The organism is Trinickia sp. (genome assembly GCF_057351765.1).
Genome location: NZ_JBMRBK010000061.1, coordinates 68,016 through 81,557, shown reverse-complemented (window position 1 = coordinate 81,557; position 13,542 = coordinate 68,016). Strand labels below are relative to the sequence as shown.

At 63.3% G+C, this 13,542-nt stretch carries 13 protein-coding genes; 2 read left to right on the top strand and 11 right to left on the bottom strand.

What is annotated here, in order from left to right:
* Nucleotides 1–43: 43 nt before the first annotated feature.
* Together ACO1XS_RS16365 and ACO1XS_RS16360 are read left to right on the top strand one after the other, a co-directional pair.
* Entirely contained in the window at nucleotides 44–670 is a 627-nt protein-coding gene (locus ACO1XS_RS16365; RefSeq protein WP_331569878.1) for a DUF47 domain-containing protein, read from the top strand.
* Between the two features lie 22 nt (nucleotides 671–692).
* On the top strand, nucleotides 693–1,703 hold the full coding sequence (locus ACO1XS_RS16360; protein ID WP_331569876.1) for an inorganic phosphate transporter: 1,011 nt from the start codon (nucleotides 693–695) through the stop codon (nucleotides 1,701–1,703).
* 21 nt (nucleotides 1,704–1,724) lie between these two features.
* Here the strand turns inward: ACO1XS_RS16360 and ACO1XS_RS16355 are convergent, their stop codons facing one another.
* The 11 genes from ACO1XS_RS16355 to ACO1XS_RS16305 form a co-directional block, all read right to left on the bottom strand.
* A complete protein-coding gene (locus ACO1XS_RS16355) occupies nucleotides 1,725–2,516 on the bottom strand; it encodes a C40 family peptidase (RefSeq protein WP_486391177.1) in 792 nt (263 codons plus the stop codon).
* Between the two features lie 285 nt (nucleotides 2,517–2,801).
* A complete protein-coding gene (locus ACO1XS_RS16350; RefSeq protein ID WP_486391176.1) occupies nucleotides 2,802–4,628 on the bottom strand; it encodes a PhoH family protein in 1,827 nt (608 codons plus the stop codon).
* A 315-nt stretch (nucleotides 4,629–4,943) separates the two neighbouring features.
* The gene (locus ACO1XS_RS16345; RefSeq protein ID WP_414720242.1) at nucleotides 4,944–5,435 is read right to left on the bottom strand and encodes a peroxiredoxin; all 492 of its coding nucleotides are present in this window, start codon (nucleotides 5,433–5,435) and stop codon (nucleotides 4,944–4,946) included.
* Between the two features lie 70 nt (nucleotides 5,436–5,505).
* A complete protein-coding gene (locus tag ACO1XS_RS16340; protein WP_331569870.1) occupies nucleotides 5,506–6,402 on the bottom strand; it encodes a polysaccharide deacetylase family protein in 897 nt (298 codons plus the stop codon).
* Nucleotides 6,403–6,417: 15 nt separating this feature from the next.
* On the bottom strand, nucleotides 6,418–7,485 hold the full coding sequence (locus ACO1XS_RS16335) for a bifunctional UDP-4-keto-pentose/UDP-xylose synthase (protein ID WP_440562362.1): 1,068 nt from the start codon (nucleotides 7,483–7,485) through the stop codon (nucleotides 6,418–6,420).
* The gene (locus ACO1XS_RS16330) at nucleotides 7,482–8,438 is read right to left on the bottom strand and encodes a formyltransferase (protein WP_331569865.1); all 957 of its coding nucleotides are present in this window, start codon (nucleotides 8,436–8,438) and stop codon (nucleotides 7,482–7,484) included. Before ACO1XS_RS16330 ends, ACO1XS_RS16335 begins: the two co-directional genes overlap by 4 nt.
* A complete protein-coding gene (locus ACO1XS_RS16325; protein WP_331569863.1) occupies nucleotides 8,435–9,472 on the bottom strand; it encodes a glycosyltransferase in 1,038 nt (345 codons plus the stop codon). Before ACO1XS_RS16325 ends, ACO1XS_RS16330 begins: the two co-directional genes overlap by 4 nt.
* 6 nt (nucleotides 9,473–9,478) lie before the next feature.
* Nucleotides 9,479–10,633, bottom strand: coding sequence for a DegT/DnrJ/EryC1/StrS family aminotransferase (locus ACO1XS_RS16320; RefSeq protein ID WP_331569861.1), 1,155 nt, complete (start codon nucleotides 10,631–10,633; stop codon nucleotides 9,479–9,481).
* A 50-nt stretch (nucleotides 10,634–10,683) separates the two neighbouring features.
* Entirely contained in the window at nucleotides 10,684–11,055 is a 372-nt protein-coding gene (locus ACO1XS_RS16315) for an SMR family transporter (RefSeq protein ID WP_331569859.1), read from the bottom strand.
* Between the two features lie 64 nt (nucleotides 11,056–11,119).
* Entirely contained in the window at nucleotides 11,120–12,868 is a 1,749-nt protein-coding gene (locus ACO1XS_RS16310) for a glycosyltransferase family 39 protein (protein WP_331569857.1), read from the bottom strand.
* 151 nt (nucleotides 12,869–13,019) lie between these two features.
* On the bottom strand, nucleotides 13,020–13,394 hold the full coding sequence (locus ACO1XS_RS16305; RefSeq protein WP_331569855.1) for an Mth938-like domain-containing protein: 375 nt from the start codon (nucleotides 13,392–13,394) through the stop codon (nucleotides 13,020–13,022).
* Between the last annotated feature and the right edge of the window lie 148 nt (nucleotides 13,395–13,542).

The following is a 13,542-nucleotide window of genomic DNA, read 5'->3' as shown; positions in this document are numbered from 1 at the left end:
GCGATTTTGTGTCAGTCACAGACGTCTCTCTCCCGGGATAGCCATGTTCGGTCGTTTCATGCCCACCGAGGGCAAATTCTTTGAAATCTTCAATGAGCACGCGAAGTGCATCGTTGCTGCGAGCGAAGAGCTCGAACGCCTGATCGATAACCTCGGCGAAGCCGAAGTGCACAAGCAGCGCGTACAGGTCAACGAAAAAGCGGCGGACAAGCTCACGCACGAAACCATCGACCTGCTGCACAAGACCTTCATTACGCCGCTCGATCGCGACGAAATCCATAAGTTGATCACGACGATGGATGACATCCTCGATCTCATGGAGGACGTCGCCACGGCCATCTCGCTCTACGATGTCCAGGCGTTGAGCTCCGAGGCGCGTGAACTTGCGCACATCTGCACGGGCACGTCCAAGCATGTACAGCAGGCTGTCAACATGCTGTCGGACATGAGTCAGGCGCGTGCCATTCTGACGGCTTGCGAAGAGATCGATCGTCTGGAGTCGGAGGCTGACAGGGTCCTGCGCTCGGCTATGTCGAAGCTCTTTCGCGAGGAGGACGACGTCAAGACGCTGATCAAGGTGAAGGCGGTCTACGAACTGCTCGAAGCGGTCACCGACAAGTGCGAGGACGTCGCGAACATCATCGAAGGCATCGTGCTGGAAAACGCCTGAACGAGCCGACCGGACCTGACCGATGCATTCGATACAGATTGCGCTGTGGGCGCTTGCGACGCTGATCGCCGTTGCCCTTGTTTTCGATTTCATGAACGGCTTTCACGATGCGGCGAACTCGATCGCCACCGTCGTGTCGACCGGGGTGCTCAAGCCTCAACAAGCGGTGGCATTCGCGGCGGCCTGCAACGTCATTGCCTATTTCATCTTCCACCTGAAGGTCGCCCAAACAGTCGGTAAAGGAACGATCGATCCACAGATCGTCGACCATTACGTCGTCTTCGGCGCTCTCGTCGGCGCCATCATCTGGAACATTTTGACCTGGCGTTTCGGCATTCCGTCGAGTTCGTCGCATGCATTGATCGGCGGCCTCGTCGGTGCGGCGCTGGCGAAGTCGGGGTGGTGGGCGCTGAACCTCAACGGACTCATCAAGACGGTCGCCTTCATTTTCATTTCGCCGCTGCTCGGCTTCGTGCTTGGCTCGTTTTTCATGCTCGCGGTTTCGTGGATCTACTTTCGCACCCCGCCGAGCAAGGTGGACCGTCGTTTCCGGCGCCTGCAATTCATTTCCGCGGGACTCTACAGCCTGGGCCACGGCGGCAACGACGCGCAGAAAACGATCGGCATCATCTGGATGCTGCTGATCGCGACCGGCTTTGCCTCGGCCACAGCCGATGCGCCACCGGTCTGGGTGATCGGCCTGTGCTACCTGTCGATGGGCCTCGGTACGCTTTTCGGGGGCTGGCGGATCGTGCGCACGATGGGGCAAAAGATCACCAAGCTCAAGCCGGTCGGAGGCTTCTGTGCCGAAGCAGGCGGTGCGATTACGCTGTTCACCGCCTCGGCGCTCGGCGTGCCCGTTTCGACGACACACACGATCACGGGCGCAATCGTCGGTGTGGGCGCGACGCAAAAGCTTTCGGCCGTGCGGTGGGGCGTGGCGGGCAATATCGTGTGGGCATGGGTGCTGACGATTCCCGCCTCAGCGGTCCTGGCCGCGGCGGCCTGGTGGGTCGGGCAGCGTCTGCTCTAGACTGCGGCGCGTCGGCGCAGGTTACTTGCTGGTCGCGAAACGGGCGATAGGGTCGTCGTTCGCCGAGGCCGCGTCCGCATCAGCGGCTGCGGCGGTGGGCGCGCTAGTATCGGCCCACGGGTCGTCGCGTTCGGAAAGCGGCTTGTAATGCTGCATCCTTGCCAGTGCCTGCGCCGGCGTCTCGACGTCCTCCGCGGGTCCGGCTTCGGTTCGGGCGGTGGAAACGGGAGCCGTCGGCTGCCGGGGCGCGGCAAGATAAGTCGGCGCGTCGAAGGGAGCCGGCTGACCAACCGGCGGCGCCATGCGCCGGATGCCGTCGAAGCGCTTCGCCCAGTAGGGATTCGTCAAATAATCGATCCGCACCGTGCCGCCCGTCGAAGGGGCATTGACGAAACGCAGTTTGCCGACATAGATGCCCACGTGCGAGTGGGGCCTGCCCGACGTATTGAAAAAAACCAGATCGCCGGCTGCGATTTCGTCGGGGTCGATCGGCTCGCCGCGCTCGCTCATCGCCGCTGTCGTGCGCGGCAGTTTGACGTCCGCGGCACGGCCGAACACATATTGCACGAGCCCGCTGCAGTCGAACCCGCTCGCCGGCGTATTGCCGGCCCAGCGATAGGGCACGCCTACGAGGCTCATCGCCTGGACGGAAATTTCCTCGCGGCCGATCGAATGATCGACGAAATTCGGCAAGCCGCGCGGCTTCGTGCGCCACGCCTCTCCAGGCGCGTTGGAGCGCGCGGTATTCGTCGGGACGCTCGAACACGCGGCCAGAAGCAGTGAGACGGAAGCGAGAAGGGCAAGTCGTCGCATGGCGCAGCGGCTAAGCGGCGTCGATTTCTCGAACGCAAGGCAGAGGAATGGACAGGTGCGACCGATAGTAGCCCGTTGGACGGGCGTGCGGCAAGATTTCCTGAGAAATCACTTGAAGTTTGCATGAGAAGCGTTGCAATCGATGGACGTTTTCGCTTCGATCCACGGATTTTCGTAGGCGGTGCAGCCAGTGACGGCCCGGTCGGGGCAGCCCCAAGAAAAAGCCCGGCCGGAGCCGGGCTTTGACGCGATATCCGACGCGAGCGCTCGCGTGTCGCGTGCCTGTCAGAGAATGTCGGACGCGTAGTCGGCGAGCCGCGAACGTTCGCCGCGCGCGAGCGTGACGTGGCCGCTGTGAGCCCAGCCCTTGAAGCGGTCGACCACATAGGTGAGGCCCGAGCTGCCTTCGGTCAGATAGGGCGTATCGATCTGCGCGATGTTACCGAGGCAGACGATCTTCGTGCCGGGGCCCGCGCGCGTGACCAGCGTCTTCATCTGTTTCGGCGTCAGGTTCTGCGCTTCGTCGATGATCAGGTACTTGTCGACGAAGGTGCGCCCACGCATGAAGTTCATGCTCTTCACTTTCAGCCGCGAGCGGATCAGCTCTTGCGTAGCGGCGCGTCCCCATTCGCCCGCGTTGTCGTCCGTTTTTTGCAGAACTTCGAGGTTATCGTCGAAAGCGCCCATCCACGGCTGCATCTTCTCTTCCTCGGTACCGGGCAGAAAGCCGATGTCCTCGCCGACGGGCACCGTGGCGCGCGTGACGATGATCTCGTTGTAGCGCTTCTCGTCCAGCACCTGTGCGAGCCCCGCTGCCAGTGCGACGAGCGTCTTGCCGGTACCGGCCTGGCCAAGCAGCGTCACGAAGTCGATATCGGGATTCATCAGCAGATTGAGCGCGAAGTTCTGCTCGCGGTTGCGCGCCGTGATACCCCACACGTTGTTCTTGTGGTGGCTGTAGTCGCGCAAGGTCTGCAAAAGCGCCGTCTTGCCGTTGATCTCGCGCACGATGGCGTGGAATGCCGGCTCCCCGTTGGTGGGTTCCAGATAGACGAATTCGTTGACGAGCAACGAGGAACAGGCCGGGCCGGTCACGCGGTAGTAGGTCGTGCCGGTCTTGTTGTCCTGCCAGCTTTCCATGCCCTTGGCATGCTTCGTCCAGAAATCCTGCGGAAGCGAACGAATGCCGGAGAAGAGCAGGTCCTTGTCTTCGAGGACTTGATCGTTGAAGTAATCTTCGGCGGGCAAACCCAGGGCGTGCGCCTTGATCCGCATGTTGATGTCTTTCGACACCAGGACGACTTGCCGATCCGGGCGATCGCGCTGAAGCGCGCGAACCACGCCGAGAATCTGGTTGTCGGCCTTGCCCTGCGGGAGCCCTTCCACGGGCGCGATATCGTTGAGCGTCGTCTGGAAATAGAGCTGGCCCAGCGCCTCGCGGCTGCCTAGCCTTGCAAGCGGCAGCCCTTCCGCGATCGGCCCGGCATTCGCGACGAGCGCGTCGAGCGTACGGCTGACCTGGCGTGCGTTGCGCGCGACCTCCGACATCCCTTTCTTGTGGTTGTCGAGCTCCTCGAGCGTCATCATCGGCAGATAGACGTCGTGTTCCTCGAACCGGAAGAGGCAGGTCGGGTCGTGCATCAGCACGTTCGTGTCGAGCACGAAGAGCTTTCGCACTTCCGTCTCCGCATCGCTCTTGCGAGAACGTGTCGGGCTGGGCTTGGCGTTGGCGCCGCGCGCAATATTGGCGGCCGAGCGCGCATCGCTGGCGGGTTCCTCTTGCCGGGCGACAGGTTGCGGCTGGGGCACCGGCTGCAGCAAAGCTGCCGTCTGCTTCGATTTTCGGGTACGCCCAGCCGGTGCGCCGGCATCGTCGTTGGACGAAGCGGCCACGGGCGTTTGTACCGGTCGCAGCGTGGTGGCCGAGTTGGCCGCGCGCGCCAGCGGCTCGGCGACGTCCGTCGAGCCGCTGATCGTGCCGAATTCGGCCGCTTCTGCTTGCTCCCCTGCAATGCCCTGTTTCTTCGCGTTTTTTGCAGGCCGGGCTTTGGCCTTGAATTCATCCGGCGGCAACAGATTGCCGAGTTTGCTGGGCGGGGTAGGCAAAGGCATGGTTTCCCTCAATGAATCGGGTCGCATATCGTACGCTGCCCCGCCGCGGCTCGATCGGGCTGCAAATGGGGGCCATTCGAGCCGCGGCGGGGTAGCGCGCTGTCAGTTTCGAAACGCCGGTTCGCCTAGATTTCGATCGACTCCTTCAGAGCAAAATAAAAAAGCCGCCGCCCCGGCTGAAACGGAGCAAGCGGCTCGACTTCGAGCGTCGTGCGGCGCCTTGCGAGTGAAACCTCTGCGGCGTTCGACAACGCCAGCGCGGCAACGGCGGAAACTGGGTGAATGCGGACTCATTGCAACGCAATATAACGCGCGTCAAAGTCCTTGTACAGCTTCGAGGATTTCGTCGACATGCCCCGGTACCTTGACGCCGCGCCATTCGCGCCGTAGCACGCCTTCGGCGTCGATGAGAAAGGTCGAGCGTTCGATGCCGCGCACCTCTTTGCCGTACATCTTTTTCATCTTGATGACGTCAAAGAGCTTGCAAAGCGTTTCGTCAGCGTCCGAGATCAGCGGAAACGGCAATTCCAGCTTCGCCTTGAAGTTGTCGTGCGAGCGAAGGCTGTCGCGCGAAACGCCGACGATCTCCGCGCCGGCTTTCTTGAATTTGGGATACAGATCGCGGAACTGCAGACCCTCGGTCGTGCAACCCGGGGTGTTGTCCTTGGGATAGAAATACAAGACCAGCTTCTTGCCCCTCAGCGCGGACAGCGCGAAGTCGCCGCCGGTCGCGGCGGCCGTGAAATCAGGGACGGGTTGGTCGACTGCAATGGGCACCTGGTTCTCCTTTCTTACTGCGCGAGGCATTCTCATTCTTCTATCGGGCATCGACAACGAGGCGCGCTTGCCTGAAGGCGCGCTGCGCCGCACGCGCGCCTCAGTCGGGCTGGACGATCAGCTCGCCCGAGCGTCCCGGAATTTCGCCCCACGTCACAGGGTACGATGGCAGCGATTCGCGGTCCAGCGTCGCATGGTAGTCGCCCATTGTCGCAAACGTGTGACCCTGTGCGCGCCACCCCGCGAGCAATTGCTCGAATACCGGCGCGAGCTTTTGCCCTTCCAGTTCCGCATGCAGCGTAAAGACCTGATCGTGGGGATTATGCTCGGTCGAAGCGAGCAGCCGCGCGGCGACGCTGGTTTCGTCGAGCCCATCGACGCCGATCAATTCGTCGAGCGTCGAAAGCGTCGTCGGCAGCTGGACATGGGCGAGGGCGCGCCCGCCAACGACCGGGCGATACGGCCCGTGGCCACGCCCGTCGGATGCATACCGCATGCCCCAGGCATCGATCTGTTCGAACGCATGCTCGTTCATCTGCCAGCCTGCGGCGCCGTGCGTGGCGGGCGCCGCGCCGAAGATCGTCACGAATCGTTCGTGGCACTTGTTCATTTCCCGCAGCGTCCACTCGCGCGACTGGTTGCGGACGTTGTCCTGCCAGTAGACGTGGTCCCAGGTGTGGATGCCGCATTCGAAGCCGGACTCATGAATGGCCCGCATCTCGGCCGCCGCCCGCACGCCGATGTCCGGCCCGGGCAGCAGCACGCCATACATGAGTTGCCGCACGCCGTAGTGCTCGACCACCGACGTGCGCGACACCTTTTTCAGAAACCCGGGGCGGAAGACGCGCCGCAATGCCCAGCCCGTGTGATCGGGACCGAGGCTAAAGAGAAAGGTCGCGCGGGCCTTGTAGCGATCGAACAGGCGCGCGAGATTCGGCACGCCCTCACGCGTGCCGCGCAGCGTATCGACGTCGATCTTGAGGACGATGCGAGCCAACGGAGCGCCCGCGCGTTATTGCTGTTCGACGAGCGCGCGTGCCAGCTCGACATGGCCGCGATAGGCTTCGAAGATCTTGCGCAAGGCGTCGTCGAACGTGGCCAGCGGTGCCCAGCCGAGATCGGCCATCGTGTTCTCGATCTTGGGCACACGGTTCTGAACGTCCTGGTAGCCCTCGCCGTAGTAGGCGCCCGACGAAGTCTCGACGAGCTTCACCGCTTTTGCCGATTCGGCGTACTCCGGATACTCCGCCGCCAGTGCGAGCATCTTGTGCGCCAATTCGCGCACCGAGAAGTTGTTCTTCGGGTTGCCGATGTTGTAGATCTTGCCCGACGCGATGCCGGCCGGATTATCGATGATCTTCATGAGGGCGCTGATGCCGTCGTCGATATCGGTGAAGGCCCGCTTTTGCGAGCCTCCATCGACGAGGCTGATATTCTCGCCGCGCACGATGTGCCCGAGGAACTGCGTGACCACGCGCGAGCTGCCTTCCTTCGGCGTGTAGATCGAATCGAGGCCCGGCCCGATCCAGTTGAACGGCCTGAAGAGCGTGAAATCGAGCCCCTCCTGCATGCCGTAACCCCAGATCACGCGGTCCATCAACTGCTTCGAGCAGGCGTAGATCCAGCGCGGCTTGTTGATCGGGCCATAGGTGAGCGGCGAGGCGGCCGGATCGAACTCTTCATCGGCGCACATGCCGTAGACCTCGGATGTCGACGGGAAAACGAGGTGCTTGCGGTACTTCACCGCCGAGCGGACGATCGGAAGATTCGCTTCGAAGTCGAGCTCGAACACGCGCAGGGGCTGCTGCACGTAGGTGGCCGGCGTGGCGATCGCAACGAGGGGCAGGATCACGTCGCACTTTTTGACGTGATACTCGACCCACTCCTTGTTGATCGTGATGTCGCCTTCGAAGAAGTGCATCCTCTCATGGTTCGCGAGCTCGCCGAGCCGGTCCGTCTGCATATCCATGCCGAAGACTTCCCAGTCGGTCGTTTCGAGGATTCGCTTGGACAGGTGATGGCCGATGAAGCCATTGACGCCGAGAATCAGGACTTTTTTAGCGGAACCTTCGGTTTTCATGAATGACGGATGCGGTGAGTGAGCTCAGTGAGCTGGGTGAATTGGGCAGGGGTGACCACGACCGTTTTGCCGTCGTGCGCGTGCCACAACTCCGAGATGGCGATGGCGCGTGCATTGCCGCACAGGCCGAAAAGCGCATTATCGCTTACGTGCAGACCCGGGGGCAAATTCGCGAGGGCGGCAACACGTGCGTCCCCGATCGGCGCGAGCCGGGCCCGGGCCACGATGAAGCGTTCGCCACCGATATCGGTGAATGCGCCCGGGTAGGGCGGCGCGACGGCTCGCACGAGGTTGTAGACACGCTCGGCCGGCAACGACCAATCGATGCGGCCGTCTTCGGGCTTGCGCCCGCCGTAGTAGCTGCCGTTTGCGATGTCGTTCGGCAGATGCGGGGCCTCGCCGGCAAGCAGCGCGGGAAGCACGCGCCAAAGCGTCTGCTCGGCTGCGACCGTCACCTTGTCGAACACCTGCTGCGCCGTGTCGTCGGGCAAGATCGGCACGCTCGTCTGGCCGACGATGGCGCCTGCATCGGGCTTGACGCTCATTTCGTGCAGCGTTGCGCCGGTTTCCGTCTCTCCGTTCAGCACCGCCCAGTTCGTCGGCACTCGCCCGCGATATTTGGGCAGCAGCGATCCGTGCATGTTGTAGGCGCCGCGCGGCGCGAGCGCGAGCACATCGATCGGCAGCATGTGCCGGTAGTAGAACGAGAAAATGAACTCAGGCTGAGCGCGGCGTACCGCGTCGCGCAAGATGTCGCCGGCCGGCTCGCGCGGCGTGATCGTCTCGATTCCATACTCGGCGGCCACGGCCGCCACGCTTTCGAACCAGATGTTTTCGAGCGGGTTGTCCTCGTGCGTCACGACGAGTGCGACATCGACCCCGCGCGCCAGCAGCACCCGCAGGCAGCGGGCACCGACGTTGTGGTAGGCGAAAACGACGGCGCGTGGTTTCATCGATGCGAGTCTCCCTGCGCGATGTGTTCGCCCGAGGGAGCGGGCGTCGTGACCGCTGCGAAGGGCGTCGGCAGTGCCTCTCGTGCCTCGAGCACGGTCTGGATCAGATAGCGCGGGCGGTCGCGCACCTGCTGGTAGATCCGGCCGATATACTCGCCGAGCAGCCCTAGCGCGAAGATGATGACGCCGAGCATGAAGAACGTGATGGCGAACAGCGTGAACACACCCTGGACTTCCGCACCGATGACGAAGCGGCGAATGACGAGCAGCAGGAACAGCCCGGCCGAACCCATCGAAAGGATCACACCGATGAACGACAGCCACTGCAGCGGGACGACCGAAAAGCCCGTTACAAGGTCGAAATTCAGCCGGATGAGGCTGTAAAACGAGTACTTCGATTCGCCCGCAAAGCGTTCCTCGTGAGCGACTTCGATTTCGATCGGGTTTTGCGCGAATGTATAGGCGAGCGCGGGAATGAACGTGTTGACCTCGCCGCAGCGGTTGATCGTATCGATGATCTGCCGGCTGTAGGCGCGCAGCATGCAGCCTTGGTCGGTCATGCGGATGTGCGTGATCCGTTCGCGCAGGCGGTTCATTGCACGAGAAGCCTTGCGCCGCCAGAGCGTATCTTGCCGCTCGCGCCGGATCGAGCCGACGTAGTCATAGCCCTCGCGCATCTTCTCCACGAGCTTGCCGATCTCCTCGGGCGGGTTTTGCAAATCGGCATCGAGCGTCAGCACGATCGCCCCCCGCGATTGCTCGAAACCCGCGAGAATCGCCATGTGCTGCCCGTAATTGCCGTTCAACAGAACGACGCGTGTGGTGTCGGGGCGCGCGCGAAACTGCTCGGCGAGCATTGCAGCCGATTTGTCGCGGCTGCCGTCATTGACGAAGATGACTTCATAGGTTGTGCGCAGCGCGTCGAGCGCGGGATACAGACGCGCGAAAAGCGCCTTGAGGCCGGCTTCTTCGTTGTAGACCGGGATGATCACCGACACTTCAGGATGCGTCGAACGATATTCCGTATAAGTCATGTCCGCTTATTTCCCGTGATGTTCGCAGATTTCATTGACGGCGGCGGTGACGCGAGCCACATCGGCTTCGGTCATTTGCGTGAAAAGCGGCAGCGTGAGCGTAGACGCGCCGTAGCGCTCGGCGTGGGGGAACATGCCCGGTGCGAAGCCGCGCGCGCGATAAAGCGTGAACAGATGGATGGCGGGGTAATGCACGCCCGTGCCAATGCCGTATGTGTCATGCATCTTCTGCATGAAGCCGGCGCGATCGATCGTGAGCCGCGCGAGCGGTAGGGCGATCTGGAACATGTGCCAATTGCCGTTTTCGAAGTCGCGCACGGGCAGCCCGGTACCGAGCGCGCTCGCGGCGCCGTTTTCGAACCCTTCGAAATATGCCCGCGCCAGCGTCTTGCGTTGCGCGACGAAGCGCTCGAGCCGCGCCAATTGCCCGAGCCCCACGCGCGCCGCCACGTCGGTCAGGTTGTACTTGCCGCCAAGCAGATCGCAGTCCATGCCGTCGTAGCCCGTGCGGGTGATGCCTTGCAACCGGTACTTGCGCGCGAGCTCGGCTTCGTGTTCGTCGTTGAGCACGAGCGCGCCCCCTTCGATGGAGGTCAGATTCTTGTTCGCGTGAAAGCTGAACGAGACGAGGTCACCGAGCTTGCCGATGCGCTCGCCGCCCCAGGTGGCGCCGATCGCCTGCGCTGCGTCCTCGACGACACGCAGCTTGTAGGCGCGCGCGATCTCGTAGAGCCGGTCCATGTCGACGGGCAGCCCCGCAAGATAGACCGGAATGATCGCCTTCGTGCGCGGCGTGATGGCCTGTTCGATGAGATTCAGATCGAGATTGCGGGTGAGCGGATCGATATCGACGAAAACCGGTGTCGCCCCGACCTCGAGGATGACGTTCGCTGTCGCGACCCATGAAATGGGCGACGTGATGACCTCGTCGCCGGGGCCGACCCCCGCGATGCGCAAGCCGATTTCGAGCGTGGCCGTGCCCGAATTGAACGTGCGCACGGGACGGCCCCCACAGAACTCGGACAATTGTTTCTCGAAAGCCGTGTTCTGAGGGCCGGTGGTGATCCAGCCGGAGCGCAGCACGTCGGCTACGCCCTGAATCGTGTCCTCGTCGATCTCGGGCCGCACGAACGGCAAAAAGGGGAGGGCTTGCTGGGTCATGAATGATGAATGCTGTGCATGGATAAAAAGAACGGGGCAGCCGGTGAGGCTCAGCTGCGCGCGAGGACCACGACGCCGACCAGAATAATGGCAATGCCTGCCAGCCGGTGTACCGACAGCGCTTCGCCGAACAAATACCAGGCTGCAAATGCGTTGACGACGTAGCCGAGCGAAAGCATCGGATAGGCAACCGACACGTCGACGCGCGATAGCCCGACGACCCAGACAGCCACGCTGACGACGTAGCAGGCCAGACCGCCGACGATCGGCACCTGGGTGGCGAGTTTCAGGCCAATGGGCACAATGTTCGCACGGGTGAATTCGAAGTGTCCAACGGCGTTCACGCCGGCCTTGAGCAGCAACTGCGCGCCGGCGTTCAGTGTCACGCCAGCCAGAATGCAAAATAGCGAAATTGGGTTCATTGGAAATCGCGGAGGCGCCGCACGCGCGGCGCCGACAGGTTCGGGTTCGGATTCAGATGCAGCTTCATGGGGCGCCGGGTTTCTCCACGACCACGCGGCGCGTGTCACGAGCAATGACGCGCATCGGCACATGGGCGGCCGCCAGTTCGTCGTAGCGCGAGAGGGTCATGACCGCCAGCCCGTACGGCGCGGCCTTCCAGCGCTCGATCCATTCGGCGATGGTCGGGACCCATTTTTGCGGTTCCTGGTGGACGCCGAACGTCAGTTCGTTCGCGTCCTGGACCATGATCGTCGTATGGCCGACGTAAAACGGCAACGTGTGATCGAGCAGGCCGACGGAGTAGAACGGTGCGTCGGCCGGCAGCCGCGCAAGTGCCGCTTTGACGGCCGGTGCGAGAAGCGCACCGGAACTATACCGGCCGAATGCTTCGTGGCCCGTGCCCGCGATGGTCGCCAGCATCAGCCACGCCGCGGCGAATGCGGTTGCCGAAGGCAGCACCGAAGCCTGCGCGCGCCGGTTGATCCAGAGCGCCAGCAGCGTGAGCGCGGCGGCGACGCCCACCGCCGCGAACACCCAGTTGCGAAATTCCAGATAAAGCGCGTTCGGCGTGCGGGCATCGCCGAAGCGGCCGATGAAGATGGCCCCGACGGCGACGATCGCCAGCAGGGCGAGATAGCCGAGCAGATGGCGGCGCCATGCATCGCGCGAAACATGCGGCAAATAGGCGCCGATGACGAGGGCCAGCGCAGGGGCGATCGGCAGCACATACGAAACGAGCTTCGAATGCGATACGCTGAAAAAGACGAAGATGAAGGCCGTCCAGACGAACAGCAGCATCGCGGGCCTGAAGCCGTTCGCCTCGCGCGGCGCGCGTGCCGCGTGACGCAGGCTTTGCGCCGCGATCGACAGCCACGGGAGGAAACCGACGAGGACGACCCAGACGAAATAGTGGATCGGCCCAGGGCGGTGCTGGTCGGGCGTGAGGTAGCGCTCGAATTGCTGGACGACGAAGAAGAAATTGAAGAATTCCGGGTTGCGCAGCTGAACGAGCACGAACCAGGGCGCGGCAATGGCGAAGAAGACGACGAGCCCGCTCGCGAGATGAAGGCGCTTCCAGATCGCCCAGTCGCGCTCGATCAGCGTGTAAAAGACGAGCGTGGCACCGGGCAGGATGAGCCCGACGAGGCCTTTCGAGAGGACCGCCAGCGCCATGGCCGCCCAGCATGCCCACATCCACGCGCGGCGCTCGCGCTTGGCGGCGTCGGCGCGCTGGGCGAGCAGCAACGTGCACAGCGCGCATTCCATCCAGAACGAGAGGCCCATGTCGAGCGTGTCGAAGTGCCCCATCAGGTTCCAGTAGGGCGCGCTCGCCAGCACCAGCGCCGTGGCGAAACCCGCGGCGGGGCTCACGAGCCGCCGGGCCGTGAAGCCGGCCAGCAATACGCCGGCGAAGCCTGTCAATGCCGTGTAGAGCCGGGCTTGCCACTCGCCGATGCCGAACCAGGCGAACGTCAGGGCGTTGGCCCAGGTCTGCAGCGGCGGCTTTTCGAAGTATTTGTAGCCGTTGTAGCGCGGCGTGATCCAGTCGCCCGTGACGAGCATCTCGCGGGCCATTTCGGCGTAGCGGCCTTCGTCGCTCGGCACGAGATGCCGCAAGCCGAGCGGCGCGAACCAGATGATGGCCAGCGCAAGGACGAGCAAGGCGATGGCGACGCGGCCCGCCGGCAACTGCTGCGCGAGGCCCGCGCCGTACGGGGCATGGCCGTCTGCCGGACTGGCGCCGGCGGAGCGGGAGTAACGTTGAAGCGGCATGAGTCGGAATCCGTTTAGCGAAGCCGCGGAAGCGGCCAATGGGTATGGACGGCACGGCGCGCCGCCGGCGCACGGCCGGCTCCTCGTACCGCTGAGAGCGCCGCCGCTACGACTGCGCTCCCGGACGCGGCACGGCACGCGCGGCGAACCGTCATCGCTCGATGAGCAGCGCCGCGGCGACCCGGCGGCCTTCGGCCATCAGAATGTTGTAAGTCCGGCAGGCGGCCATGAAATCCATCGATTCGACGCCAATGCGTCGCGCCGTGAGCGCGGCCGTCAGACGCGGATGTGCAAACCGCAGGCGTGCGCCCGTGCCGAAGACGACCACCTCCGGCTCGGTGGCCAGCACGATCTCGAAGTGTTCCACGCTCAGCATGTCGAACGACGAGACGGGCCAGTCGACGACGGGCGCGTCCGGCACCACGACGACGCTGCTTTCGTGGCGCTGGAGATTGATCTCCACATAGTGGGCGCCGTAACCGGTGACCGTGTTCAGGGCGCCGCTCGAATCCTGGTGTAATTTCAAATCCGTTTTTTCCGTAGTTTCCCGGCTGGCTTTCGGCTCCTAGCGATTGTGCATTGCGAAAGTTGGCCGAAATCCGCTAAATTATAACTTTTTAGCCGCCTGGCGGCGCCCTTTGCATCGCGATTGCCGCGCGGGGAGTCTGGCAACG